Source organism: Polynucleobacter sp. MWH-HuK1 (assembly GCF_018881815.1).
Lineage (GTDB): Bacteria > Pseudomonadota > Gammaproteobacteria > Burkholderiales > Burkholderiaceae > Polynucleobacter.
Genome location: NZ_JACVPP010000001.1, coordinates 1,222,675 through 1,247,558 on the forward strand (window position 1 = coordinate 1,222,675; position 24,884 = coordinate 1,247,558).

26 protein-coding genes and 1 pseudogene are annotated in these 24,884 nt (G+C 43.6%); 16 read left to right on the forward strand and 11 right to left on the reverse strand.

All coding sequences use genetic code 11. The annotated features are described in order from the left end of the window. Positions 1-693: an ABC transporter ATP-binding protein gene (locus ICE93_RS06350; protein ID WP_216186617.1), complete on the forward strand. Its 693-nt coding sequence runs from the start codon at positions 1-3 to the stop codon at positions 691-693. 891 nt (positions 694-1,584) lie between these two features. Here the strand turns inward: ICE93_RS06350 and ICE93_RS06355 are convergent. Together ICE93_RS06355 and ICE93_RS06360 are read right to left on the reverse strand one after the other, a co-directional pair. Beyond that, positions 1,585-2,061 carry a Dps family protein gene (locus tag ICE93_RS06355; RefSeq protein ID WP_216186620.1) on the reverse strand — a complete coding sequence of 159 codons (477 nt, stop codon included), beginning with the start codon at positions 2,059-2,061 and terminating at the stop codon, positions 1,585-1,587. 483 nt (positions 2,062-2,544) lie between these two features. Continuing rightward, positions 2,545-3,036: a hypothetical protein gene (locus ICE93_RS06360; RefSeq protein ID WP_216186622.1), complete on the reverse strand. Its 492-nt coding sequence runs from the start codon at positions 3,034-3,036 to the stop codon at positions 2,545-2,547. Positions 3,037-3,152: 116 nt separating this feature from the next. Between ICE93_RS06360 and ICE93_RS06365 the strand changes: the two genes are divergently transcribed. From ICE93_RS06365 to ICE93_RS06380, 4 genes are all read left to right on the forward strand, one after another. Further along, positions 3,153-3,797 carry a peroxiredoxin gene (locus ICE93_RS06365; RefSeq protein ID WP_216186624.1) on the forward strand — a complete coding sequence of 215 codons (645 nt, stop codon included), beginning with the start codon at positions 3,153-3,155 and terminating at the stop codon, positions 3,795-3,797. A 114-nt stretch (positions 3,798-3,911) separates the two neighbouring features. Then, positions 3,912-5,276 carry a cytochrome ubiquinol oxidase subunit I gene (locus tag ICE93_RS06370; RefSeq protein ID WP_062306437.1) on the forward strand — a complete coding sequence of 455 codons (1,365 nt, stop codon included), beginning with the start codon at positions 3,912-3,914 and terminating at the stop codon, positions 5,274-5,276. A 3-nt stretch (positions 5,277-5,279) separates the two neighbouring features. After that, positions 5,280-6,296: a cytochrome d ubiquinol oxidase subunit II gene (locus tag ICE93_RS06375; protein WP_062306434.1), complete on the forward strand. Its 1,017-nt coding sequence runs from the start codon at positions 5,280-5,282 to the stop codon at positions 6,294-6,296. Between the two features lie 103 nt (positions 6,297-6,399). Continuing rightward, positions 6,400-7,119 carry a Crp/Fnr family transcriptional regulator gene (locus ICE93_RS06380; protein WP_245640573.1) on the forward strand — a complete coding sequence of 240 codons (720 nt, stop codon included), beginning with the start codon at positions 6,400-6,402 and terminating at the stop codon, positions 7,117-7,119. A gap of 43 nt (positions 7,120-7,162) precedes the next feature. Here the strand turns inward: ICE93_RS06380 and ICE93_RS06385 are convergent, their stop codons facing one another. The 4 genes from ICE93_RS06385 to ICE93_RS06400 are packed head-to-tail and all read right to left on the reverse strand — an operon-like array spanning position 7,163 to position 12,722. Further along, a complete protein-coding gene (locus ICE93_RS06385) occupies positions 7,163-7,837 on the reverse strand; it encodes a bifunctional 2-polyprenyl-6-hydroxyphenol methylase/3-demethylubiquinol 3-O-methyltransferase UbiG (protein ID WP_216186626.1) in 675 nt (224 codons plus the stop codon). A 39-nt stretch (positions 7,838-7,876) separates the two neighbouring features. Then, complete coding sequence (locus tag ICE93_RS06390) at positions 7,877-9,259, reverse strand: TolC family protein (protein WP_216186600.1); 1,383 nt, start codon at positions 9,257-9,259, stop codon at positions 7,877-7,879. Positions 9,260-9,274: 15 nt separating this feature from the next. Further along, entirely contained in the window at positions 9,275-9,484 is a 210-nt protein-coding gene (locus ICE93_RS06395) for a DUF2892 domain-containing protein (protein WP_216186602.1), read from the reverse strand. 19 nt (positions 9,485-9,503) lie between these two features. After that, positions 9,504-12,722: an efflux RND transporter permease subunit gene (locus ICE93_RS06400; RefSeq protein ID WP_216186628.1), complete on the reverse strand. Its 3,219-nt coding sequence runs from the start codon at positions 12,720-12,722 to the stop codon at positions 9,504-9,506. A 102-nt stretch (positions 12,723-12,824) separates the two neighbouring features. On the opposite strand from ICE93_RS06400, the pseudogene ICE93_RS06405 reads away from it, so the two are divergent. From ICE93_RS06405 to phoR, 9 genes and pseudogenes are all read left to right on the forward strand, one after another. Next, positions 12,825-13,103 (forward strand): annotated as a pseudogene (locus ICE93_RS06405) (metalloregulator ArsR/SmtB family transcription factor). A gap of 34 nt (positions 13,104-13,137) precedes the next feature. Further along, a complete protein-coding gene (locus tag ICE93_RS06410; protein ID WP_216186630.1) occupies positions 13,138-13,356 on the forward strand; it encodes a DUF2892 domain-containing protein in 219 nt (72 codons plus the stop codon). 385 nt (positions 13,357-13,741) lie between these two features. Next, on the forward strand, positions 13,742-14,779 hold the full coding sequence (pstS, locus tag ICE93_RS06415; RefSeq protein WP_216186632.1) for a phosphate ABC transporter substrate-binding protein PstS: 1,038 nt from the start codon (positions 13,742-13,744) through the stop codon (positions 14,777-14,779). A gap of 6 nt (positions 14,780-14,785) precedes the next feature. Beyond that, entirely contained in the window at positions 14,786-15,778 is a 993-nt protein-coding gene (gene pstC, locus ICE93_RS06420; RefSeq protein ID WP_216186634.1) for a phosphate ABC transporter permease subunit PstC, read from the forward strand. Continuing rightward, complete coding sequence (gene pstA, locus ICE93_RS06425; RefSeq protein WP_216186635.1) at positions 15,775-16,623, forward strand: phosphate ABC transporter permease PstA; 849 nt, start codon at positions 15,775-15,777, stop codon at positions 16,621-16,623. The genes pstC and pstA overlap by 4 nt, the downstream gene beginning before the upstream one ends. A gap of 2 nt (positions 16,624-16,625) precedes the next feature. Continuing rightward, entirely contained in the window at positions 16,626-17,378 is a 753-nt protein-coding gene (gene pstB, locus ICE93_RS06430; RefSeq protein ID WP_216186637.1) for a phosphate ABC transporter ATP-binding protein PstB, read from the forward strand. Positions 17,379-17,389: 11 nt separating this feature from the next. Then, the gene (gene phoU, locus ICE93_RS06435) at positions 17,390-18,094 is read left to right on the forward strand and encodes a phosphate signaling complex protein PhoU (RefSeq protein WP_216186639.1); all 705 of its coding nucleotides are present in this window, start codon (positions 17,390-17,392) and stop codon (positions 18,092-18,094) included. Between the two features lie 15 nt (positions 18,095-18,109). Then, entirely contained in the window at positions 18,110-18,829 is a 720-nt protein-coding gene (gene phoB / locus ICE93_RS06440; protein ID WP_216186641.1) for a phosphate regulon transcriptional regulator PhoB, read from the forward strand. A 20-nt stretch (positions 18,830-18,849) separates the two neighbouring features. Then, the gene (gene phoR, locus ICE93_RS06445) at positions 18,850-20,154 is read left to right on the forward strand and encodes a phosphate regulon sensor histidine kinase PhoR (RefSeq protein ID WP_216186643.1); all 1,305 of its coding nucleotides are present in this window, start codon (positions 18,850-18,852) and stop codon (positions 20,152-20,154) included. Between the two features lie 306 nt (positions 20,155-20,460). Here the strand turns inward: phoR and ICE93_RS06450 are convergent, their stop codons facing one another. Then, positions 20,461-21,294, reverse strand: coding sequence for a hypothetical protein (locus ICE93_RS06450; RefSeq protein ID WP_216186645.1), 834 nt, complete (start codon positions 21,292-21,294; stop codon positions 20,461-20,463). Between the two features lie 217 nt (positions 21,295-21,511). Between ICE93_RS06450 and ICE93_RS06455 the strand changes: the two genes are divergently transcribed. Further along, positions 21,512-21,727 carry a YdcH family protein gene (locus tag ICE93_RS06455; RefSeq protein WP_216186647.1) on the forward strand — a complete coding sequence of 72 codons (216 nt, stop codon included), beginning with the start codon at positions 21,512-21,514 and terminating at the stop codon, positions 21,725-21,727. Positions 21,728-21,764: 37 nt separating this feature from the next. On the opposite strand, the gene ICE93_RS06460 is transcribed toward ICE93_RS06455, so the two are convergent. Beyond that, the gene (locus tag ICE93_RS06460) at positions 21,765-22,109 is read right to left on the reverse strand and encodes a zinc ribbon domain-containing protein YjdM (protein WP_216186649.1); all 345 of its coding nucleotides are present in this window, start codon (positions 22,107-22,109) and stop codon (positions 21,765-21,767) included. 66 nt (positions 22,110-22,175) lie between these two features. On the opposite strand from ICE93_RS06460, the gene ICE93_RS06465 reads away from it, so the two are divergent. Further along, complete coding sequence (locus ICE93_RS06465) at positions 22,176-23,987, forward strand: AsmA family protein (RefSeq protein WP_216186651.1); 1,812 nt, start codon at positions 22,176-22,178, stop codon at positions 23,985-23,987. A gap of 27 nt (positions 23,988-24,014) precedes the next feature. Here the strand turns inward: ICE93_RS06465 and ICE93_RS06470 are convergent, their stop codons facing one another. From ICE93_RS06470 to ICE93_RS06480, 3 genes are read right to left on the reverse strand one after another with little or no spacing between them, the layout of a single operon-like run. After that, positions 24,015-24,362: a phage holin family protein gene (locus tag ICE93_RS06470; protein ID WP_216186653.1), complete on the reverse strand. Its 348-nt coding sequence runs from the start codon at positions 24,360-24,362 to the stop codon at positions 24,015-24,017. A gap of 59 nt (positions 24,363-24,421) precedes the next feature. Then, positions 24,422-24,622, reverse strand: coding sequence for a SlyX family protein (locus ICE93_RS06475; protein WP_068323479.1), 201 nt, complete (start codon positions 24,620-24,622; stop codon positions 24,422-24,424). Between the two features lie 15 nt (positions 24,623-24,637). Then, positions 24,638-24,859, reverse strand: a complete 222-nt coding sequence (locus ICE93_RS06480) for a hypothetical protein (protein ID WP_216186655.1) — start codon at positions 24,857-24,859, stop codon at positions 24,638-24,640. Positions 24,860-24,884 lie beyond the last annotated feature (25 nt).

Genomic DNA, 24,884 nt, shown 5'->3' on the forward strand with positions numbered 1-24,884 from the left:
ATGAGTACATACAGTATTCAATTAGAGGGACTTCGAAAAACTTACGGACATGGTGATGCTGCTGTAGATGCCCTAAAAAATGTCAACATGCAAATTGCTCCTGGTGAAGTGGTTGGGCTTATAGGCCCATCTGGGTCTGGAAAAAGTACGCTACTGAAATGTCTAGGAGCAGTCATTGAGCCCACAGCAGGTCGCATGACTTTGGGTGGTGAAGTGATCTACGAGAATGGTTGGAAGATTAAGGACTTAAGGGCTCTGAGAAGAGACAAAATTGGCTTTATTTTTCAAGCGCCTTACTTAATTCCCTTTCTGAACGTGACGGATAACGTGGCGCTTTTACCTATGCTTGCGGGGGTGCCAAACAATATTGCTAGAGCGAGGGCTAAGGAGTTACTAGAAGCTTTAGATGTTGCGCATCGGGCGAATGCTAACCCATCAGAATTATCTGGGGGTGAGCAACAACGAGTTTCCATTGCAAGGGCTTTGGCAAATAGACCCCCAGTGATTTTAGCCGACGAACCGACAGCTCCTTTAGATAGCGAAAGAGCCTTAGGAGTGATGGGGATCTTAAATCAAATGGCCAGCCAATATCAGACTGCAATTATTGTGGTTACCCATGATGAAAAAATTATCCCTCTATTTAAGCGAATTTACGCTATTAGAGATGGGCAAACTATTGAGGAATCTAGATAGGAATTCATGATTAATTTCCGAGGCAAGAAAATTCACCTTAGGTCGTTATCCCCAGTTTTCCAAACGAGCGTTACTTAAAGTAACGCTCGCAATGCTAATAAAAGAACCCTTTGGAGCAACGAAGTGTTAGATGGTTGCTCCAAAATCCTTTGGTTTTGAAAACCAAAGAGTGAACCAGCGTTTCTTGCGATCTCGTTAAATTAGTCACACAAACGCTTACACACCGATAATCGTGCGGCGTAAGCTCTTGAAATCCTAGTGGTTTTCTTTGGATATCTGCTCTCATAAGAGAGATAACCTCGTTGTATTTTGCTAAGAACCTAATAAACATAAGGGTCTTAGCGTGGTAAGGGTAGATAGGTTTGCTTACACACCGCTTACACACCGAGGCAAGTTGTAAAGCAGTAGTTTTAGCCCAGTTTTATCGGGTTAAAAAGTGTAGTTTTAGGGCCTATAGCTCAGTTGGTTAGAGCAGAGGACTCATGGCGTAAGTTGTGCCATATACGTGGAAACTGTATATGGGATGGTGTCAAATTCGGAGAAAGCTAAAGGTAGCCAAAAGCTGCACAAGCTAACGCCGAGCGAAGCTTAGTAGAAATACTTTGAACGTGTAGAGACTAGACGGCACCCATCTAAGTGCGCGAGCATATGATGAAGGCATAGTCCAGGGAGTAGTGAAAGCTACACAAACCGGAATCCTTTGGTCCCAGGTTCAAGTCCTGGTGGGCCCACCAGAAAAGCAAACCCTCATCAGAAATGGTGGGGGTTTTGTCTTTTGAGCGTTACTTAAAGTAACGCTTGCGGGTCTGCTATCGGCCAATAGCAGCCGTAAGAGCGGAGGATTACGCATCCCTGTATCAGTCGATGTCGCTTTAAACGACATCGTTGGATTTACTCCTCCAATAGGCTTCTTAGCATCCAAGCAGTTTTCTCATGGATATCTTGTCGTTGAGTCAGAAGATCTGCGGAAGGTTGATCGTTTGCTTTTTCAACTAAGGGAAAAAGTTTACGAGCAGTTTTCGCTGTTGCTTCTTGAGCCTTAACAAGATGCTTCACCATATCCATTGCCTTTGGCACCCCTTCAACTTCTTTGATTGAGGTCAGTTTTGCGAACTCTCTATAAGTTCCAGGTGCTGGCTCCCCAAGTGCCCTTATGCGTTCTGCTATTAAATCTAGTGCCGCCCACTGCTCTGTATATTGAGCCATGAACATAGTGTGAAGCGTGTTAAACATCGGACCCTTTACATTCCAATGGAAGTTGTGGGTCATCAAATACAAAGAGTAGCTGTCAGCTAAAAGCTCAGATAATCCTTTTGCGATGGCTTTTCGATCTTTTTCACTAATACCAATATCTATTTTTGTGCTCATTTTATGCCCTTGTTTTTATAAAAATTTCAATGTGAAGTTACTTATCTGCTCATCATGCGCTACTAAGCAAGCAAAAGATAGGGCGGTGCTGTAGGCAGCGGTCAACTTCTCCCAACCCAGTTACAAGCACCACAGCCCTTTCTTTTACTGAGGATATATTTGGGGCTTTAGGATGGTTGCTAAATCTTTCTCATAGCCATGATTAATAAAATACAAGCCCTCGGCGATAACTGCTAATCTATTTTGGATTTTCATTTTTAACTCCATCAGTTATTGATTGCGATGTGGTTATCTTGTTCCTTATATGGATATCAGTCCAACGAATTTAACTGGGCAAGGTAATCGAATAAATCGATGAGTGGGCTAGATCCTCAGCCCCGGTCGATTCCACCCCGGGCCGTCAAGAACTCAAACTGCTGCCTTTCGGCGGCTTTGATTTGGCCACCGAGCTCTCCAAAGGCTCGCTAAATCAGCTATACCGCTTTATTGACTCTCAAGGATTTTCTGAAGTGATTCGGTATTTTTAACAAACTCAATCTTGGTAACTCTCCCTTGATTAAGAAAGGCTGCCGTTACGGCATCATCCTCTCTTGGCCAAGATTGACTTTCATCTGCGTTCAGAACTATTCCTACGGAGTAGGGTAGATCTCTCATAGAAGGAAGCGCAAAAGTTCTCGTGATAAATCCCGGCATTTTGCTGAGATCTGAAAAATATACTGTTTTCTTCGAGCTTAAATAATCAGCCCCTTTTTGAGTCAGGAGGCTTTGTACGATAGTGTTGGCATTTCGACTGCCGCTAAAAAGTACAAGTTTTGTATCAGCAGGAATTGACCATGGTTTGTCATGCTGATCATTGATAGTTATCTTGGGGGTAGGGTCGCCTGCCTTAAGCAATGGTACTTGCGCCCATGTAGCTGAGCATATTACGGTTAATGTCAGTGCTAAGCCAATGAAGTTTCTCTGAATGCGGTTCATATATTCCTTTTTTTGCAATTTGAGCCCTAAATAACCTTACTGAATAAATGTCATATAAAAATATATAAAGTAGTGTACTATGAAGTTGTGACACTAATTAGATAAAGGAAATCATCATGAGTGAAATGACAGTGCAGTTCCCAAGATTAAACGAGCGAGCTCCAGAATTTAGTGCAAAAACCACTTTTGGAGATAAGAAGCTTTCTGATTATGAAGGTAAGTGGCTTATTCTTTTCTCGCACCCAGCAGATTTCACGCCAGTATGTACAACTGAATTTATTGGTTTTGCTAAAGCAGCAGAGACCTTCAAATCCATGAATTGTGAGTTATTGGGCTTGTCAATCGACAGTCTCTTCTCCCATTTAGCATGGGTAAGAAACATTGAAGAGAAATTTGGTCAAAAAATTACTTTCCCTATTATTGAAGATATCAAGATGGAAGTGGCTTCTGCCTACGGTATGGTCCATCCAGGTGCGGCCGATACTCAAGCAGTGCGCGCTACCTTCTTTATCGATCCTAAAGGCATCTTACGTGCCATGGTTTATTACCCAATGAGTAATGGCCGCTCTATTGATGAATTTGTTCGCTTATTGCAGGCAATGCAAACAAGCGATAAGAATTCAGTAGCGACCCCAGAAGGATGGACTCCAGGATGCGATGTTATCGTGCCACCACCAAAAACTTCTGAGGCAGCTGATAAGCGCGCTAGTGAAGGTTACAACACGGTGGATTGGTATTACAGCACTAAAAAGTTAAATTAACCTGGTATCTTAACCATTCCAAATCCTTGCTAATACGAAAGGATTTGGAATATGTCCTTCCAGCGCCATAGTCAATTTAGTGACACAATATTTGCATCACTTTAATTTGGAGATATCGTGCTCGATTCGTTGCTTTATAGTCGCATTCAATTTGGTGCGAATATTTCCTTCCATATTCTTTTCCCGACAATTTCGATTGCATTAGGTTGGTTTCTTTTTTACTTCAAGATTCAACATAACCGAACTGGATTAGATTGCTGGCAAGAGGCATATCAGTTCTGGATAAAAATCTTCGCTTTAACTTTTGCTTTAGGTGTCGTAAGTGGCATCACGATGAGTTTTCAGTTTGGGACAAACTGGCCCGGCTATATGGAAACAGTCGGCAATATTGCTGGCCCATTACTAGCTTATGAAGTTTTAACGGCATTTTTTCTTGAGGCAACTTTTCTAGGAGTCATGCTCTTTGGCGCAAAGCGTGTTTCGCAACGAGTCCATACATTGGCCACCTTTCTCGTGGCTTTTGGAACCAGTCTTTCTGCCTTCTGGATCATTGCTTTAAATTCATGGATGCAAACCCCGCAGGGATTTACCATGATTGACGGTAGGGCACATGCCGTTGATTGGATGGCTATTATCTTTAATCCATCGATGCCTTATCGGCTTGCTCACATGCTTCTGGCCTCCTTTCTGACGGTATCATTTTTCTTGGCTGGAATTTCTGCATATCGATATCTGCGGAATAGTCGCTCACCAGCAAACTTACTGGTAATGAAGTTGGCTCTCACTGTTGCCATGGTTTTAACGCCTATTCAAATCATGCTTGGAGATTTGCACGGCCTCAATACCCTTCATCATCAGCCTGCAAAGTTAGCTGCCATGGAGGGGATTTGGAATGGCGGTACTGGTGTACCTGCAGTGATCTTTGGAATACCGAATCAACAAACTCGCACCAATGATTATGAGATCAGTATTCCTAAGTTGGCATCGCTGTACTTAACTCATAGCTGGGATGGTGAGGTTAAGGGTTTGAATGAATTTGGAGAGAAGATTCCTCCTGTCGCCCCTGTATTTTTTGCTTTTCGGATCATGGTTGGCATGGGTATCTTAATGCTCTTATTTTCATGGTTAGGGCGGTGGCAGTTACGTCAAAATCGACATCTACCAAGGTTGATAGCTAAAGGTTTGGTGTTGATGACCTTTTCTGGCTGGGTTGCAGTCTTAGCTGGTTGGTATGTGACCGAAATTGGACGTCAACCCTACTTAGTTACTGGCGTGCTTACAACTGCTCAAGCCGCAACAACTTTGCCAACAAGCATGGTCTTTTCTACACTTTTTGCTTATTTAACTCTTTATGTAGGTTTGTTGAGCGCATACATTTGGGTGGTTTTCTATCTGGCTCGTCAGGCTGATGATAAAGAAAATCCCAATGCTCAAATTGAGAAAAAATCCGAATCCTCGTGGAGCCCCTTTAGGACTTAAGTTATGACGCCAATTGACTTCACCCAAGCATCAGTCTGGTTGCCACTATTTTTCTTTGTCGCGATGGGTATTGCCATGCTGTCATATGTAGTTCTGGATGGTTACGACTTGGGAATCGGAATGCTCCTTAATCGGGCATCGGATCATGATAAGGACATGATGATTGCATCGATTGGTCCATTCTGGGATGCTAATGAAACCTGGATTGTTTTGGGTGTCGGCTTATTGCTAGTTGCATTTCCTCTGGCTCACGGGGTAATACTGACAGAGCTTTACTTGCCTGTAGCGGCAATGTTGATTGGATTAATTTTGCGAGGCGTCTCATTTGACTTTAGGGTCAAGGTCAATATTGAGCAAAAGCCACTTTGGAACTTATTGTTTTACGTCGGCAGTTTGATCGCCTCGGTCTCTCAGGGCATCATGATCGGCCGGCTGATTGTGGGTTTTGATTCAGGAATTCTGGGCTGGGTCTTTTCACTCCTTGTTGGAATATGTTTACCAGCAGGTTATATTCTCTTGGGATCTGCCTGGTTAATTTTAAAAACTGAAGGAACCCTTCAGCAACAATCATTTCGATGGGCTAAAACAAGTTTATGGCTCACTGGATTTGGGGTCGCATTAGTCTCTGCTGCTACTCCATACTTCAGTCCTGAAATTATGCATAAATGGTTTTCTTGGCCACAAATTCTTTGGCTTTCCCCAATTCCCATTGCGACCGCTATTTTATTTTTTCTCGCCAATCATTTTATTTGTGCATTAGAAAAAGGCTCCAGCAAGAGGGAGTGGTTACCTTTTGCCTGTGTTGTTGCCATTTTTTGGCTGGCATTTTTTGGTATTGCTTATAGTATTTTTCCATATGTCATTATTGGGAAAATGACGTTGTGGCAAGCGGCTGCAGCTACTGAATCCCTATGGTTTATTTTTTGGGGTGCAATCGTAGTTCTGCCTACCATTCTTGGTTATACCCTTTTTTCATACAGAATCTTTAAGGGTAAAGCTAGCGTACTCACTTATTATTAGTAACGTTTTACCCCATTTATTATTCAGCATGTATATGCGTATAAACGTATATACAAATGTACGCATAAAATAATGTCTATAGAGTTAACTTGAGAATATCGCGATGATGAAGCCTGTAGATATAAAGATTGCTTGGCAGGGTCAGAGCGACTGTGAGTCATGCTCTATCCGGAGCTCTGCTTTGTTCGCAGAGTTAAATGAGGAGGATTTCTCTAAAATTCATTCTCCAATAGACGATTTAAAGTATGAAGCAAATTCTTTGATTTATTCCCAGGGTGAATCTGCTCAGCATGTTTATACCTTGCGTCAAGGTTATTTAAAGTTACTCCATCTCAATCCTGATGGCACCAGCAGGATTGTACGGCTTGTAAAGCCGGGAGATTTATTTGGGATGGAGGCACTATTGGGTGATCATTACAAGCACGCTGCTACTGCGCTTACTAATATTCGTGCGTGTAAGATTCCTAAAAATGTTATTTCAAGTCTGGGGGAGGAATCTCCAAGATTGCATCGTCAGATAGTGAAGAAATGGGGTGAGGCGCTCTCGGAATCTGAAGCATGGTTTTCAGAGATTAATACTGGGCGCATTGAAATTCGCCTAGCCAGATTTTTTATTCAACTGGCAAGGGAAACGAGCTCCCACACAGTCGCACCTCTTTTTAGACGTGAGGATCTGGGTTTGATGATGGATGTCAAATTTGAAACAATTAGTAGAGCCTTAGCATCTATGTCAGAGCAGGGGTTGATTTCAGATGTTACAAGGCTTTCAGTCCAAATTCCCAATATGAATGCGCTCAAGGATTTTGCAAAACGAGGAATGTAATTCGCTGATAGTAATTAATAGCTAGAAAATAATTCACCGCTGATTATGAAAACATCGGCATCATAATTGCTGATAGGGCGAACTGCCATATCGATACTGGCTTCTTAATTGCCACCACCCCAATTAGCGCTGATTTTCCAGAATGCGCTTTTCCCTCGCTTAATTCTGCTTCATAGCTTTTTAAGACTTCAATTTTTGTATTCTTAAGCAAACTCTTTATAACTCGCTCTGTGTACAAATTTTCAATCTGACTTGGCCCACCGGTTTTATATTCCAATTGCTTGGGCGTGTAACCCTGCAGGATTAAGACGCCGCCCGGCTTTAATGCTAGTAGCATATCTTTAAATAATCGTGAGCGTTCTTTGGGGTTTGAGAATTGAATGAATATCGCAATGATTGCATCGTAATCGCCCGCCTCCCAATTGATTGACTCGCAATCAGATACAACGTAATTGACCTCTACATTTTTACTGCTAGCAAACTTTTTTGCTTTCTCAATTGCAATATCAGAATAATCAAACGCATCAACTTGGTGATTCTGCTGGGCTAGCCAAGTAGAGTTTCTGCCTTCGCCATCTGCAACACACAAAATTCGTGCATTCTCTTTGAGGTACTTTGGAGCCATCTCTTGTAAAAATTCGTTTGCTTCAGTTCCAAATAGGAAACCTTCGCTATTAAAGCGGTCATCCCACATTTTTTTGGCTTCTAAATGTTTCATCTGATTTTTTCTCGTTCTTCTAAGATTGCATTTGTTGAATCAATTAAGGTAGGCATTCACCATTGAAAGATCCTGCTCTGAGATTTCACCGGTAAGTGCAGCTATGCGTAACCGATTCAGTAGGTAGTTCACTTTTTCCATATAAAGTGCATAGTCATTTGCGATGAGGTCACTTTCAGCTCCCAAAAGTTCCATCGTGGTGCGAGAACCATTCGAATACCCGATCCGTGTAGAGCTTAACCTTGCTTCTCCAGTCTTTTGGGCATTTGATAGTGCCGTTAACTTATCCTTTGCGCCATAGAGCGAATACCAAACCGATCTTAAAGTTCTCTCTAAATTCTGCTCAGACTTGTTGTACTCGGCTTTAGTTTTTTCAACTAAGAGCAATGACTCCTCTTGCTTGGCTGTGCGGTAGCCGCCAGTATATAGAGGGATTGAAAGCTGTAATCCAACAAGATAATTATTAGTTGCTGTATTGCTGGCGGGACCAAAATTACCAGATCCACTTAAACTATCTTTAGAGGACTGTGCAACCGCATCGAGCTTAGGTGAGGCTGCTGTACTGTACTTTTCAGCCTCTTCTTTTGCTGCTTTTTCTTGCGTTGAAAGCATTTGCAGTTGGAGGTTTTGGGACTTTAACTTTCCTACATGTGTTTCGAGGCTTGGAAGTGATAGTTGTGCAACATTTAAGTTGATTCTTGATGTGTCAATATTGACTGCGCCTCCATATAAATCCTGTAAGGCGAGTTTTTTGACGGAGAGATTATTGCTTGCATCTAAGGCGCGTACTTTTATGGTGTCCAATCGCTCGTTTGCTTCTTGCATATCTGTTTGACTGGCATCGCCAAGCCTAAAGCGCTTCTCAATTTGTTGGCGAGTATTGGCAATTGCTGCTTCTTGTTTTTTGACCAATCTAACGGCCTCTTCGGCACTAAGGACATCGAAATAGCGTTCAGCAACCAACAAAATTAGATTTTGGTTAGCTATCTGAGCCCCAAGATTGGATGCATCAGCCGAGAGATTGAGATGTCGGCTTTGGGCAAGGCGTTCGCGGTTATAAATTGATTGGGTAGCGCCGACGGTATATCGGTTAACGAAACCATTATTAACTGAGGTATTGAAATTAGCCCCATTAAAAGTCCCCATACCTGGCGCATAGAATTGCGCACCAGTAGTTGAGGTGTTATAGCTCATGCTGCCGGTGAGGGCGGTTAAGTTGACGCTTGGAAGCCATAAGGAAGTTCCCTGATCACGCCTTTTCTCTCCAGCCATCTGCTCATACCGACTGGCAATGAAATCCGGGTCCCTATTTTGTGCTTCATGCCATACCTCCATTAAGCTTGTTGCCATTGTTGGATTGGATGAAATGGCTAGCAACGCCATCGCAGCTGCTGCAAAAGGTTTTATATCAAGAAGTTTCATTGGTAACCTTTGAATTTATGCGCCAGCTTTAGCGCCCAACTTACGAACAATTGTTTCCATGAGGCACCAGCCGGTTAAACCACTTTGCAAAATATTGGCGCCAACAAAAGCGGTAAAGGCTAAAAACCATTCATTTGCGAACCCTGGACTTCCAGGGGCGCCAAGCGCTATTGAGATCAAAATGAAAGTGCCTGCAATGATGTCAACAATTTTCCAAGAGGTCATGATGAATTCCTTAGATTAATTAATCAGTAGATTTGAGAATTTTGTCTGCTCGATGAGCATAAGCCGAGTAATACAGCAAGGGAATTACCACTAAGGTGAGTGCAGTTGATACCAGAATCCCAAAGATTAATGAGATTGCAAGGCCGTTGAAAATAGGATCATCCAATATAAAGAATGCCCCTAGCATTGCCGCTAACCCTGTAAGTGCAATAGGTTGGGCTCTCGTGATGGCAGCATTCACCACAGCATCCTTAAAAGATATTCCTGCGCGAACCTGGAGGTTAATAAAGTCAACTAGCAGTATTGAGTTACGCACAATAATGCCAGCTAGTGCAATCATGCCAATCATAGAGGTTGCTGTAAATTGCGCGCCAAGTAGAGCATGCCCAGGCATTACCCCAATAATCGTGAGGGGAATCGGCGCCATGATCACGAGTGGCGTGAGGTAGGAGCCAAAGTGCGCTACAACCAGTAGATAAATGAGTATTAAGCCAACAGCATAAGCAGCACCCATATCGCGGAAAGTCTCATAAGTAACTTGCCATTCACCATCCCACTTGATGGCATAGCTTTGGTATGGGTCACTTGGAGCAGCGGTAAAGAATTCTTCCACTTCTTTGCCGTTTGGATCTTTAATTTTCTTGGTTAGCGATCTGGCCTTAAATAAGCCATATAAAGGGCTATCCACTTTTCCGGCGGTATCTCCGATAACATAGCTTACCGGCAAAAGATCCTTGCGATAGATGATTTGCTCTCGGTCTGCGTCTACGATAGATACTAATTGGCTAAGAGGCACTGCCTCCCGCTGTGAGTTTCTGACAGTCAATTTCAGCAACTCTTTTAATGAGTCCTGTTTATTTTCTGGGAGCCTGATTTCAGTGGGCGCAGGATATTTTGATTCATCATGTAAATAAGCAACGTTTTCTCCAGCAAGTCCAGCCCTTAAGGTTGTCACAATCGCTTGTTGAGAAACGCCCATTAAGCTTGCCTTGCGACGATCAACTAACAGGAACTGCTTTGGCGATTTTGCGATGCTACTGTCATCAATATCGACAATGCCATCGGTTCTCTCAAGAGCGGATCTCACTGATTTACTTACACTCAGCCTGCCCTCTGGGGTAGGGCCGTAGATCTCAGCAACGATTGGTGAAAGGACTGGGGGGCCTGGAGGTACCTCTACCACCTTGACATTGGCGTTATATTTTTTTGCAATCTCTTGCAATGCTGGGCGAATGCGACTTGCAATAAGATGGCTTTGATCTGAGCGATGGTGCTTATCTACGAGGTTAACTTGAATATCGCCTAATGCTGGATTTTGTCTAAAGTAGTACTGGCGTACCAAGCCATTAAAGTTTATCGGGGCGGAAGTGCCTGCATAAATCTGGTAGCTACTTACTTCAGGAGATTTAGATAAGGCTCCCCCCATTTCCCTCAAAACCTCTGAGGTCTTTTCGACCCTAGTGCTTGGTGGCATATCCAAGATCACTTGAAATTCTGATTTGTTATCAAATGGCAGCATCTTTAATACTACTAAGCCTGTCATTGGTAGTGAGAGTGAAATCAAGATTGCTCCGATCACCCCACCTGCGAGTAGCTTTCTATTTCTTTTTCCAGATTGATCGCTGAGTAGGGGGTCAAATATTTTCTTAAACTTTGGGCTGATCCACAGAGCGAGATTAAAGTGTGTCTTTTGACTATCTGAATGTTGAGCAAGCCATATTCTTGCCATCCAAGGTGTCACCATGAAGGCAATGGCAAGTGAGAGCAGCATGCCCATGCTGGAGTTAATAGGGATGGGGCTCATGTAGGGACCCATCAGACCGGTAATAAATGCCATGGGTAGGAGTGCAGCAATCACGGTAAGTGTTGCCAAAATGGTGGGCCCGCCAACTTCATCTACTGCGCCAGGAATGATTTCTTTTAAGCTTTTATTAGGGAATAGTAGTTGATGTCGATGAATGTTTTCAACCACCACAATGGCATCATCCACCAAGATTCCAATTGAAAATATCAAGGCAAATAGGGAGACTCTGTTGATAGTAAATCCCCAAGCCCAGGAGGCGAATAGTGTGGCGGCTAAGGTAAGTACAACCGCCGATCCAACAATCATCGCCTCTCTACGACCTAATGCAAAGAAAATTAGAGCCACTACTGACAATGTCGCAAAAATGAGTTTCTGGATGAGTTTGCTAGCTTTTTCATTAGCAGTTTCACCATAATTCCGCGAGACTGCTATCTCGATATCTTTGGGTATTAGGGTGGATCTTAAGGATTGCAATTGGCTGAGTACTTGATTGGAAACATCGACGGCATTCTCACCAGGTTTCTTGGTAACTGAAATCGTGACTGCTGGATGATCTTCAGAGTCTTTATCAGTCACGTCCGTATGCCAAACTAAGCGTCGATTTTGTATCGGCCCCTCAACGACTGCAGCCACATCCTTGACGTAAACGGGGTTCCCTTGGCGAACCCCTAAGGCAATGCTCTCCACATCTTTTAAGTTTCTTAGAAAAGGGCCGGTTTCAATGGCAACGGCTCCTTGTTCTGTAAGAAGATCACCGACTGGCATGCCTAGATTGGCAGTTTCTAGCGCCATTCTGAGTTCTGGAATAGTGACACCCTTGAGTGCCATTTGCTCGGGGCTAACCTCAATTCGGATTGCCCGTTTTGGGCCTCCAATGGTGGCGACTTCTCGTGTCCCTTTTACTCGTTTCAAATCAATTTCAATTTGATTGGCTATTTTTTCCAACTCATACGATGTGATTGAAGGATTTTTTGAAAATAGCGTCAGTGACAGTATTGGAACGTCGTCAATTCCCTTGGGCTTAATGATGGCGGGCATGACCCCGAGATCTTTTGGCAACCAATCTGAATTGGCTGCTACGGTATCGTGCAGCCTTACCAGGGCTTCTGTTCTCGGGACACCAACCTTGAATTGAACAGTGATTACTGAAAGACCTGTTTGAGACGTCGACATGACATGTTCAATGCCGGCAATCTGCGAGAGCACTTGCTCAGCGGGAATCGAGACCATTTCCTCTACGTTTTTAGCGGTCGCGCCTGGAAAGGGAATAATGACATTCGCCATTGTTACGTTTATTTGAGGCTCTTCCTCACGTGGAGTGACGATGATTGCAAACAACCCTAAGAGCAAAGCTAGGATTGCGAGCAAGGGAGTAATTTGCGCCTCTTGGAAGAAAGATGCTATCCCGCCTGAAAGGCCTAATTTTTTATGCATTGCTCTTTACCTAGTTAATCAATTTATAAAATTATGATATATAATAATATATAATAAACTGTATGTGTTAGCAAAAAGATTTGCGCACCTGGGGGTATAAATATGGATTTCAAGATATTGCCGTCATCGGCAGATGAGGCCTGTCGATTGTTGAAGGTGTTATCAAATAGGGATCGGATGTTGCTTTTATGCCAAATTAGTCAAAGCGAGATGTGCGTTAGTGAGCTTGAAGAGTGTTTGGATATTCACCAGCCAACCTTATCTCAGTAATTAACCGTTTTGAGAAATGAGGAATTAGTTGAAACAAGAAGGGAGGGTAAGCAAATTTATTACTCCCTATCTAATCATGTGGCACTGGAAGTGATGGATGTTTTGTATTGAAATTATTGCGGTAAGTAACTAAAGGGGTGTGAATATGAAGTGCAATGTTGGTGGTGTAGATCGCGTATTGCTTATAGTAGCTGGCATGGTCTTGATAGGTTTAGCTACCGCAGGGGTTGTAGGTGTATGGGGGTGGATTGGCGTTGTTCCGCTCGCAACTGGTTTATTTAGATTCTGTCCTGCCTATCCAATTTTAAAAATCAATACTTGCGGTACGGGCTCTTCTTGTAAAAGCGGTCGTTGCTGCAAGTAAAGTTTAAATTTATCCTCATTCGTAATGATGAGTTTTTTGCTCTTGCACTGAATCCTAGCAAGCCACCTTCGGGTGGTTTTTTGTGTGCTTGGTTACGCAAAAGAAAAAGCCTCTAGATTTCTCTAGAGGCTTTTGTATAACTGGTGGGTCGGGCGAGATTCGAACTCGCGACGAACGGATTAAAAGTCCGCTAGTGGAGATGACGTCCGCCATAATTTTGCAATTGAGGCTCCCTCTCCGCCATACCAGCTTTAAATGGGTTAAATCCGATTAATTAACCCCTCCAGGCATGCCAATTCAACCATTTTCCCTTGTCATAAAAGTGTCATATTCCTCACGTATCGTCTGATTATCGTATTTTTGCGATGACTTTTAAGGTGAATACATGAAATCTCTTTTGAAAACAGCGTTACTGAATGGCGCCATTTCGATTGCAGTTGTAGCTTCAAGTAGTGGCGTATTTGCTGCCGACATGACTGGAGCCGGCGCCACGTTTCCTTACCCTGTATATGCAAAGTGGGCAGAAGCTTATAAAGCTAAAACCGGCTCTAACTTAAATTACCAATCAATTGGGTCTTCCGGTGGTATTAAACAAATCAAAGCTAAAACAGTTGATTTCGGTGCGACTGATAATCCAGTGAAGTTTGACGATCTAGAAAAAGATGGCTTAGTTCAGTTTCCGGCAATCATTGGCGGTGTAGTTCCGGTGATTAACGTGGAGGGCGTGAAGCCAGGTGAAATTAAGTTAGATGGACCAACATTGGCTGACATTTTCCAAGGTGTTATTTCTGATTGGGGTGATAAGCGTATCGCCATCATGAACCCAGGTGTCAAGATTCCTAGTGGTCCAATTACCGTAGTAGTTCGTGCTGATGGTTCAGGCACAACAGCGATCTTTACTGACTATTTGGCTAAAACAAGCTCAATATTTAAAGACGCTGTGGGTTCTGGTGCTTCAGTGAAGTGGCCAGCAGTTTCTACAGTGGGCGGCAAGGGCAACGAGGGTGTAGCGGCAAACGTATCCCGCGTGAAAAATTCAGTTGGTTATGTAGAGTATGCGTATGCCAAGAAAAACAAGATGACCTTTATCTCCCTGAAGAATAAAGATGGTCAATTTGTAGCTCCAGATGACCTTACTTTCGCGGCTGCAGCTGCAGGTACAGATTGGGCTAAGATTCCAGGTATGGGAACTTTTATTACCAATGCTTCGGGAGCTAAATCATGGCCTATTACTGGTGCGTCTTTTATCTTGATGTACAAGGATCCTGAAAACAAGGCAAACGCAGCTGAAGTATTAAAGTTCTTTGACTTTGCATTCAAAGATGGCAAGAAGATGGCCGAAGATCTTGACTATGTTCCAATGCCGGACTCCACTACCGACTACATTCGCAAGAATGTTTGGGCCAAGATTAAGGCGAAGTAATTCAGTATGTCCGATGAATCAACAATCTCTGCGAATACAGTTTCTCCTAAGGCGCTCAAAGTCGCCAGGAAGCAACGTTTTCAGGACATACTCTTTCATCGGACTACCCAGTTCTTTGCATTATCAGTTTTAGTGGTATTGCTCGGGATCATCGCTTCATTATTAATTAATGCCTGGCCCGCTCTAGAAGAGTTCGGACCAGGATTTTTTATTTCTGAAGAGTGGGATGTTGTAAACGGCCAGTTTGGTGGCTTGATTGCCATCTACGGGACCTTGGTGACATCGCTCATAGCATTGTTGATTGCAGTCCCCTTAAGTTTTGGAATTGCCGTCTTCTTGACTGAGCTTTGCCCGGGTTATTTACGTCGTCCGCTTGGAACGGCTATTGAGCTGTTAGCTGCCGTACCTTCAATCATTTACGGCATGTTTGGTTTGTTTATCTTTGCGCCGCTTTTTGCTGAATATATTCAACCTGCACTTGCTGCAACGCTAGGGCAGATTCCTGGGTTTGGAATATTATTTCGTGGTGCATTTAATGGCATTGGCATACTTTGTGCCGGATTGATTTTGGCAATGATGATTTTGCCATTTATCGCCTCGGTAATGCGTGACGTTTTTGAGATTGTTCCTCCTGTGCTTAAAGAATCTGCATATGGCATTGGATGCACTACATGGGAAGTAGTGCGGAATATCGTATTGCCGTATACCCGCGCCGGTGTAATTGGCGGTGTAATGCTCGGGTTGGGTAGGGCGCTCGGCGAAACAATGGCAGTGACCTTTGTGATCGGTAATGCCCATAGACTTTCCTCTTCCTTATTTTCTCCGGGTAACTCAATAGCTTCAACGCTTGCCAATGAGTTCGGTGAAGCTGAAGTAGGCCCACATTTTTCATCTCTTTTTGCTTTGGCTTTAGCCTTGTTCATGATTACCTTCATCGTTTTAGCAGCTGCCAAGTGGATGCTATTGCGCATGGAAAGAAGAGAAGGGCTTAAGTCATGAACGATGCGATCTTTGCAAGACGTAAGCGTGTCAATGCGATTGGCTTGGCGCTCTCCGTAGGGGCAATGAGCCTAGGTATGATTTTCTTGCTCTGGATCTTAGGCGTATTACTTTTTAAAGGTTTTTCTTCAATTCATTTGTCGATGTTCATTGAGAGCACTCCTGCACCTGGCTCTGATGGTGGCGGTTTAGCGAATGCGATTGTTGGCAGCTTGATGTTGGTTGGCTGTTGTACCTTAATTAGCTCACCAGTGGGAGTAATGGCAGGCATCTATTTATCGGAGTATGGTAATAAAAGTAAGGCTGCATCCATTACCCGCTTTGTGACTGACATCATGTTGTCAGCGCCATCCATTGTGATTGGTTTATTTGTCTATGCCTTGCTAGTCGCTCAAGTGAAGCACTTTTCTGGTTGGGCGGGTACGATTGCGTTGTCACTGATTGCAGTTCCAGTGATTGTGAGAACTACGGAGAATATGCTGCGTTTAGTTCCTGGAAGTTTACGCGAAGCTGCCTATGCTTTGGGTGCCCCCAAATGGAAAGTGGCTCTCATGATTACTTTGCGAGCGGCGCAGAGCGGTGTTATGACTGGAATCCTGCTTTCATTAGCCAGGGTGAGTGGTGAAACGGCCCCATTACTATTTACTGCTCTGAATAACCAATTCTTCTCGACCAATATGAATGCGCCAATGGCAAATTTGCCGGTGGTGATTTTCCAATTCGCTATGAGCCCTTATGACAACTGGGTCAATCTGGCATGGGGTGGAGCTCTATTAATTACTTTTGCGGTTCTAGGTCTAAATATTGTGGCTAGAGTCGTGTTTCGTGACAAGGTGCAAGGTTAATCATGAATGCAATTGAGATTCGCAAACTAAACTTCTTCTATGGCAGTTACCAAGGCCTGAAGAATATCAATCTAGATATTGAAGAGAAGAAAGTCACGGCATTTATTGGGCCATCCGGTTGCGGGAAGTCCACCGTGTTGCGTTCTTTGAACCGTATGTATGACCTGTATCCCGGTCAACGTGCGGAAGGTGAAATTAATTTCTACGGAGAAAATATCCTTAACTCTAATCGAGACCTCAATTTGCTGAGATCCCGAATTGGTATGGTTTTTCAGAAGCCGACACCATTTCCAATGTCTATTTACGAGAATATTGCGTTTGGTGTCCGTTTATACGAAAAACTTTCTCGTGCTGAGATGGATGACCGGGTTGAGTGGGCCTTGAATAAGGCCGCCCTATGGGGTGAAGTTAAAGACAAACTCAATCAGAGCGGATTGTCTCTTTCAGGTGGACAGCAGCAGCGCTTATGTATTGCTAGAGGCGTGGCAGTAAAGCCTTCTGTATTGTTATTAGATGAACCTACCTCGGCGCTTGATCCAATCTCTACTGCGAAAATTGAAGAACTTATTAATGAGCTCAAAAATGATTACACCATTGTGATTGTTACTCACAATATGCAGCAGGCTGCACGTGTCTCTGATTACACGGCATTTATGTACTTGGGAAGTCTGATTGAATTTGGAAAAACCGATGAGATCTTTATTAAACCCAAGCGCAAAGAAACTGAGGATTACATTACCGGCCGTTTTGGCTAAAAGGAATAATCATGCCTGATAAACACTTATCATCACAGTTTGATACCGACCTGAATGGTCTATGCAGCAAGCTACTCGAAATGGGTGGCTTAGTTGAGCTACAAATCTCTAATGCTATGAGGGCATTTTCGGAGATGAATCTAGATCTTTGTAACCAAGTGATTCAAACCGAGAAGCTAGTCAACGATTTTGAAGTGCAGATTGACCTTACTTGTACTGAATTTATCGCGAGGAGGCAGCCCACTGCTAGGGACTTGCGTTTAGTAATGGCAATTTCAAAGGCAATTACTAATTTAGAGCGTGCCGGCGACGAGGCCGAAAGGGTGGCCAAGAGAACAAAGCGTTTAATTGAGAACAATATTCAAACAGAAATTAACGCTGCTGAAATTAAGCTCTCAGGACAAATGGCCATTTCTTTATTGCGCCGTAGCTTGGATGCATTTGCACGTCTGGATACGATTGCTGCCGTCGAGGTTGTGCAGGAAGACCGCCAAATTGATGAAGAGTTCCGTGCATTCGTGAGAAAACTCATTTCTTATATGATGGAAGATCCTAAGACGATTACTACTGGCTTGGATATGCTTTCAATCGCAAAGGCAATTGAGCGCATTGGAGACCACGCAAAAAATATCGCAGAGTTTGTGATTTATATTGCCAAGGGATCTGATGTGCGGCATGTGCCACACGAAGAGTTAGTAAGACAAGCCACCAAATAAGATAGAGGCGTTTGCATGGGGCAGCGAATACTGATCATTGAAGATGAGCCCTCTATTGCCGAGCTCATAGCTGTCAACGTAGCGCATGTTGGATATGAGTCGCAAAGGGCTTTGCAGGCTGATGAGGCTGTCTTGTTGATGGCAAATTCACTTCCTGACCTCATTATTTTGGATTGGATGTTGCCTGGTAAATCGGGGGTGCAATTTGCTAAGGAATTGCGTGCTGATCTAAGAACCAGCGCTATTCCAATTCTGATGCTGACTGCCAAGGGCGAGGAGATTGACAAGGTCGCAGGATTAGATGCTGGTGCTGACGATTATGTTACGAAGCCTTTTTCTCCGAAAGAGTTGATTGCAAGAGTCAAGGCCTTATTGAGGCGCTACGAACCAGCTGCAAATGAGAAACCTATTTCTATTGGACCTCTCTCCCTTGATCAGGCTTCTCACAGAGTGTTTTTTTCTAATGGCGGCAGCAAATCTGCGGAAGTCTTGCTAGGACCTACCGAGTTTCGTCTTCTATCTTACTTAATGAATAATCCTGAACGCGTGCATTCCAGGGAAAATCTGCTTGATCACGTTTGGGGTAACGAGTCATACATAGAAGAAAGAACGGTTGATGTTCATATCAAACGCTTGCGTGACGCTTTGGCAACTCAGCATTGTGACGAGATGATTGAAACCGTCCGCGGCAGTGGCTATCGCTTATCAAAAGCATGGCGGCAAGAGTCTGAGTAGTTCATCGTCTAAGATAGCTTATGTTCTCGATTATTAGTCGCTTTCTAGTGCTTCTGGCTTTAGCATCCGCTGGATCTTGGATGGTTTATGGTCAATGGGGGCTTGTGCCTTCATTTGCTGTTGGATTCGGGCTATTAAGTATTCCCCTGATCTATTCGTATTTCAATTTAAAGCGGCTTGAAAAATTTATCCTACTAGATCGCGTAGAGGCTATGCCATCTGCTAGCGGTCTTTGGGGTGAGGTCCTTTCTAGATTGGAAAGGCTTGTGCGCACTATGAAAGGGCAGGTTCGTGCGATTGAGGCTCAGCATGAAAGATTTATTGATGCTTTTCAGGCATCCCCAAACGGGATCATCATGCTCGACGATCAAGATCAAATTGAATGGTGTAATGCCATTGCCGAGCGATTTTTTGGCATCTTATTTAAAAGAGATGCGCAACAGCGTGTTAACTACCTCATTCGCCGCCCAGAATTCATTCGCTATTTAAATGATCGCCTTTTTGATGAGCCATTGTTAATCGAGCAAATGGGGCCAAGTGCCAATTTGAGCTTAATGGTTCAAGTCTTCCCGTTTTCAGAAAATAGGCGCCTTCTCTTGGCGCAGGATGTAACCGATCTGCGGAAGGCTGAAGCCATGCGCAGGGACTTTGTGGCCAACGTCTCCCATGAAATGCGGACTCCTTTGACGGTAATGATGGGTTTCCTGGAGACTGTGCAAACCATAGATCTAGAGCCTGCCAAAAAAGAAGAGTACCTTGATTTGATGATGGTGCAGGGCAAGCGAATGAAAAGTCTTGTTGAAGACCTATTAACTTTGGCAAATCTCGAGGCCAATGCTCATCCCGCAATTCAATCTGCTATATCCATGGAAACTATCTTGGCATTACTAAAGAATGAGGCGGATGCCCTTTCGGGAAATAAGCATGTGATTTCAATTGAGAATAATCTTCAGAATGCCTTATTGGGTGATGAGCGTGAGTTGTTTTCTGCATTTAGTAACTTGGTATCCAATGCCGTGAGATATACGCCTGAAGATGGAAAAATCCAAGTGATATGGCGAGATTCGGAAGATGGCGGTGCAGAGTTTGTTGTTCATGACTCTGGCCCCGGGATTGCGCCTGAGCATTTACCTCGCTTAACTGAGCGTTTTTATCGAGTGGATCGTAGTCGATCTAGAGAGACTGGTGGTACTGGTTTAGGTTTAGCAATTGTTAAGCATGTCGCTACGCGCCATCAAGCCCAACTCGTAATTGAAAGCGAACCAGGTGAGGGTAGCGCGTTTAAAATACGTTTTCCTTCTGATCGCATTGCTAAAGCACCTTAGAGTCCAGCCAAAATGAAGCGTCATTACATAGTTACTCTTCTTACCCTCCTGTTGGGAGCCTGCTCAACCCCGCAAAGTGAGTTTGGCGTCTATCAACAATCGGATGGAACGATTGGAGTGCATGCGCCCAAGAGTGCTAAAGAGACTGAGGCTCAGGAAGCGGCTCTTGTGGAGTGCAAAAAGCAGGGCAAAAGAACTGTGACAATTCTAGAAAGCAGAAAAACGGTCAATGACCGTTTTCCCATAACTTACATCTACCTTTGCAGATAGTGGCGGATAGTTAGTCCGCCATTAGCCGTTGTTCAGTTAGCTAAGAAGCCACTTCTTAATCGATTTATTCACGCACATAGCATCTAAAGCAAGACCAAAGAACTCCGATCCATTGGTTACCATGCTTTCGATAGCCTCCACTTTGCCAGACTTAATGCCACGCAAATAGGTTGCTGCACGATAGCGCAAGAAATGCTCTGTTTCGCCTTCTTCGTTCTCAGTAGAGCAGAGCTCTAGGCTGCCATAGCGAGTTTCTGGGTTGATATTCAGAATAGCTAGACTTACAGCACCAACCAATTTCTCGGGAACTGGAATAGGTACATAAGAGTAGAGGGAGATCATCATTTCTTCTTCATCTACTTCAATGATGTGATCGATATCCAATACGTCTTTTTCAGTTAATTCAGTCTCGCCAGAGTCGCCGCCGCCGAAAGTAGATTCAAATTGCAGCATCGCAGTATTACTGCCTTTAGAGATCTCAATCATGTCAGGGTAGCCAAGCAAGCCTTTCCACCAGTACATCAATGAGAAGGTGCAGGGTTTCACTTCAACCAGACCCTTATTCGTAGACTTCGCAAAATACAAGCCGTAAAACTCATCATCTTGCTCTAGACCGTATTGATCTACCTTAGGTGCTTTAGATGGAGCTTGTTTTACTACTTTCTTGGCAACTTTTTTTGCTGCTGGCTTTTTGGCCGCAGGTTTCTTTGCAGCGACTTTCTTTGCTGCTGGTTTTTTCACTACCTTTTTCACTGTCTTTTTGGTTGCTACTTTTTTAGTGGCAACTTTCTTGACGGCTCTTTTTGCAGGGGCTTTTATTACCACCTTGGTAGCTACTTTCTTTTTTGCTGGAGACTTCTTTGTAGCCATGGTCTATTACCCTTCTTTGGTAGTTATTGTGCTTAGTGCACTAACTGATATTACTGCAATTTCCATAGGGAATTTGCCTTTCCTATATGGGGTTTTTCCGGCAGATTACAAGGGGAGGGGGCAAAACAAAAATATCGCTTTGGGCATTGTTCTTGGAATGCAGGATTGCTAAACTAAACTCAGGTAGCTTTCTATAACTCTAATATTAAGAGGATCTATGTTTCCTGAATATCGTGAACTCATTACTAAGTTGAAAACGTCAGATCGTCACTTCCTGCATTTATTTGACAAACACAATAATTTGGACCAGAAGATCCAAAGAATGGAGGCTCATACAGAGCCGAGTACACAAGAAGAGATTGAGACATTGAAGAAGGAAAAGCTTTTGCTAAAGGATCAGATTTACGCGGTCCTCAAAAAAGCGAGCGCTTAAGTCATTTCAGTTGGAAAAGCCTAGATTGAAACTGGATCTAGGCTTTTTTCAAGAAGCAGGCTTTGAGCAGCATATTGCCAGCCTCTGTCTTGCAATCAACCTCGTGGTCACCAGAGACCAAGCGAATGCCTTTGATTTTGGTGCCAACCTTGAGGGTTATAGATGAGCCCTTAACCTTTAAATCTTTAATGAGGGTCACGGTATCGCCATCCGCCAAAAGATTGCCGTTGGCGTCTTTGACGATCAATCCTGCCTCTATTTCTTCTGCAGCTGCTGCCATGGGCCATTCGTGACCACATTGAGCGCAAACGAAATTCTCACCATCTGGATAGGTCATATCTTCCTGGCAGGCAGGGCACTTGGGCAAATTATCTGTAGTCATAGGTATATTTTAGTCCAGGGGCAGTTAGCGCCGTGTCGTTGCCTGGTATCGCTTTAGAATGATCAGGTGAATAAAGTCCTAAAGATTTCTTTAATTGCTTTCATAGCATGTCTTGCTACAGCTGGCTTGGGCGCTTGGTATGCAGCTTCTTTCATCAATCCCACGCAGTTAACCAAACTTTTGAGTTCAACGGTCAAGGAGGCTACGGGTCGTCAGCTTCAAATTAATGGTCCAGTTAGCCTCAATCTTTTCCCATCCATTAGCGTGAAGGCTGAACAGGTTTCTTTGAGTAACGCCTCTTGGGCAAGCAATCCGAATATGCTGACACTGAAGCAAATTGAGTTGGATATTAGGTTATTCCCACTGCTTAAGGGTAGCGTTGAAATTAGTAGAATAGGTATGACAGGACTCGAGGCTAACCTACAAACGAACAAGAGTGGAGAGGGCAATTGGAATTTGACCCCGCCAGTCTTGACTGGCAATAGATCGGCAACCCAAACCCCAGCCAATACAGCAAGCAACGATTCTACAGACAGCACATTTGTTTCTATTAAGGCAATGGACGTTGTTGATGCCATCATTCGCTATCAAGACGCTAATCAGGTTAAAAAAGTCATTCATCTTCCTAAGTTATCTTTGGGTGGTAGAGAAGGAAGATCGTCGATCTTGCTAGATCTTCAGTATGAAAAATATAGCCTCAATCTAAAAGGTACAACCGGATCTTTGCGCAATGCTTACTTTGCTTGGAATCAGTCTCCGGTAAGCATGGATCTGGATTTGGATCTCACCTTAAATGGAAAATCACTTGCTATTAAAGGTAATATTGACAAGAAGCCCCAGGTTTTGTCGACATTTAATATTCAGTTGAATTCTAAATCCTTTGATTTGGCACCATTGGCTGGATCTGCCGTTATTGCTGGCAAGACTGGAGGTCCTTCTCCTGCAACCCTACATAAACCTCAAGGTCATTATTTCTTCTCAGACGAGAAATTGCCTTTCGATTTACTGCCTTTGGCAGAAGGAGTAATCAGCATCAACATTGCTGAGCTGGGTGTTCCAGATCAAGCTCCGTTTACAAACTTCAAAACAACACTGCAATTTAAGAAAAATAATATTGATGCAAATGATTTAAGTTTCAATGTTGGCAAGGGAAGTGCACAGGCACAAGTTTCTGTTGCCGGTTTTGATGGGTCTGCTCCCAAAGTATCCATTAAAGGACTTGCTAAAGACTTCAGTCTGGAGCAGATAGTCGCAAGTGCCGATTCGAGCGCTAGAGTTTCTGGGGGTGCCACTCGCATAGTCTGGAACCTACAAGGGAGCGGAGTGAGTCCCCATCAATTAGCCAGTCGTGCTAATGGGGCTATTCAGGTTTCAGTTGGGCAGGGAAAATTAGACTCGCAGTTTATTAATAAAGGCGGAGACTTTATTGTTACGGTATTGGATGCAATTAATCCAATGCAAAAAAAATCCAACCAAACTATATTGGAGTGTGCTGTTGCCTATTTACCGGTCAATAATGGCGTGATTAATATTCAGGATTCTGTAGCCGCAGAAACAGATCGTTTGGACATTACCTTATCAGGATCAATCAATCTCGCCAATGAAGCCCTGAATATCAGCATTAATCCAAGGGAAAAGTCGGGCCTTACAACTGGTTTGGATATTGGAGGCTTGGTAAAAATTGAAGGCACCCTGCAAAACCCAAAGGCTGGAGTCAATAAAGAAGGGGTGGTTAATAGCGCCGTCTCGATTGGACTAGGCTTTTTGACTGGCGGCATCAGCATTGCTGCCGAGAACGCCAAATCTTTAGCGACCAAGTCGCAGCCTTGTAAAGCAGCACTGCATTCATGGTCGGATATCTATTCAGTGAGCAAATAAGAGAAATAAATCTCGAAAAATTATTCCTTAGAAAACCAAGCCACTAACAAAGAGGCTGAATAAAGAAATAAAGATACTGGCAAAGAACGCAGTCCAGAAGCTGGAAATCGTAAAGCCACTTACTACAGCTGAGACAAGCATCAATACTAAGGCATTAATCACCAGCAGGAAGAGACCCATTGTGACTACTGTCAGCGGCAGTGTAAAAAGAATCAATAATGGCTTAACAATTGCGTTGGCAAAACCCAAAAGTAGGGCGGCAATAATTAAAGAACCACCATCTGCAAAGCGTAAGCCGCTAAAAATGTAACTAGCAACCCAAAGCGATAAAGAAGTTAAGCCCCACTGGACTAAAAATAGCGTTAAGTTACTCACGGAGGATTCCTTTGTCGATTTTGTATAGGTTTGTCTCTAGTGACTATATTAGCAGTTGATTAATAGTGCGGAGGAATTTCATCCTTCAAGCTGCCGCCTCCGCCACCACCGCTGCTAGCCTGTTCTTTAATCGCTTTGAGTTCGCGATATAGAAATTCAATTTGCTGCTGTTGTTTATAAACTGTCTCATTGAGTTTCTCGATGAGATCTTCGGTAAAGCTCAGCTTGATTTCTAAATTAGTGATTCGTTCTTCAGACATAGGTAAGTGACTTTCTTATTCGGAGATGAGTTCAAAGCGCCCATCTTCCATTTCTTTCTTGGGTCTAATCCAGAAATCATGAGATTGCATTGATTCATAAACATAGGCAGGTTCGAGGTTGGCTTCTACATTGGCAAGGAAGACAACCCTATAAAGGCCGCCGGTCTTAATGTGTCTGAGTTTGCTGCCTGGTTTAAATAGGCCGTCATCTGGATCAGCCATTTTTGGTTTGCTCATGTCAATAACGCACTTTCTCGGTATG

Bases quoted from the DNA above. Each gene is read 5' to 3' on its own strand.
- ICE93_RS06350 (WP_216186617.1), top strand. From the start codon at position 1: ATGAGTACATACAGTATTCAATTAGAGGGACTTCGAAAAACTTACGGA.
- ICE93_RS06400 (WP_216186628.1), bottom strand. From the start codon at position 12,722: ATGCATAAAAAATTAGGCCTTTCAGGCGGGATAGCATCTTTCTTCCAA.
- phoU (WP_216186639.1), top strand. From the start codon at position 17,390: ATGCCTGATAAACACTTATCATCACAGTTTGATACCGACCTGAATGGT.
- ICE93_RS06380 (WP_245640573.1), top strand. From the start codon at position 6,400: ATGATGAAGCCTGTAGATATAAAGATTGCTTGGCAGGGTCAGAGCGAC.
- ICE93_RS06480 (WP_216186655.1), bottom strand. From the start codon at position 24,859: ATGAGCAAACCAAAAATGGCTGATCCAGATGACGGCCTATTTAAACCA.
- pstC (WP_216186634.1), top strand. From the start codon at position 14,786: ATGTCCGATGAATCAACAATCTCTGCGAATACAGTTTCTCCTAAGGCG.
- ICE93_RS06365 (WP_216186624.1), top strand. From the start codon at position 3,153: ATGAGTGAAATGACAGTGCAGTTCCCAAGATTAAACGAGCGAGCTCCA.
- ICE93_RS06395 (WP_216186602.1), bottom strand. From the start codon at position 9,484: ATGACCTCTTGGAAAATTGTTGACATCATTGCAGGCACTTTCATTTTG.
- ICE93_RS06450 (WP_216186645.1), bottom strand. From the start codon at position 21,294: ATGGCTACAAAGAAGTCTCCAGCAAAAAAGAAAGTAGCTACCAAGGTG.
- ICE93_RS06375 (WP_062306434.1), top strand. From the start codon at position 5,280: ATGACGCCAATTGACTTCACCCAAGCATCAGTCTGGTTGCCACTATTT.
- pstA (WP_216186635.1), top strand. From the start codon at position 15,775: ATGAACGATGCGATCTTTGCAAGACGTAAGCGTGTCAATGCGATTGGC.
- ICE93_RS06410 (WP_216186630.1), top strand. From the start codon at position 13,138: ATGAAGTGCAATGTTGGTGGTGTAGATCGCGTATTGCTTATAGTAGCT.
- phoB (WP_216186641.1), top strand. From the start codon at position 18,110: ATGGGGCAGCGAATACTGATCATTGAAGATGAGCCCTCTATTGCCGAG.
- ICE93_RS06355 (WP_216186620.1), bottom strand. From the start codon at position 2,061: ATGAGCACAAAAATAGATATTGGTATTAGTGAAAAAGATCGAAAAGCC.
- pstS (WP_216186632.1), top strand. From the start codon at position 13,742: ATGAAATCTCTTTTGAAAACAGCGTTACTGAATGGCGCCATTTCGATT.
- ICE93_RS06475 (WP_068323479.1), bottom strand. From the start codon at position 24,622: ATGTCTGAAGAACGAATCACTAATTTAGAAATCAAGCTGAGCTTTACC.
- ICE93_RS06390 (WP_216186600.1), bottom strand. From the start codon at position 9,259: ATGAAACTTCTTGATATAAAACCTTTTGCAGCAGCTGCGATGGCGTTG.
- ICE93_RS06455 (WP_216186647.1), top strand. From the start codon at position 21,512: ATGTTTCCTGAATATCGTGAACTCATTACTAAGTTGAAAACGTCAGAT.
- ICE93_RS06385 (WP_216186626.1), bottom strand. From the start codon at position 7,837: ATGAAACATTTAGAAGCCAAAAAAATGTGGGATGACCGCTTTAATAGC.
- pstB (WP_216186637.1), top strand. From the start codon at position 16,626: ATGAATGCAATTGAGATTCGCAAACTAAACTTCTTCTATGGCAGTTAC.
- phoR (WP_216186643.1), top strand. From the start codon at position 18,850: ATGTTCTCGATTATTAGTCGCTTTCTAGTGCTTCTGGCTTTAGCATCC.
- ICE93_RS06460 (WP_216186649.1), bottom strand. From the start codon at position 22,109: ATGACTACAGATAATTTGCCCAAGTGCCCTGCCTGCCAGGAAGATATG.
- ICE93_RS06360 (WP_216186622.1), bottom strand. From the start codon at position 3,036: ATGAACCGCATTCAGAGAAACTTCATTGGCTTAGCACTGACATTAACC.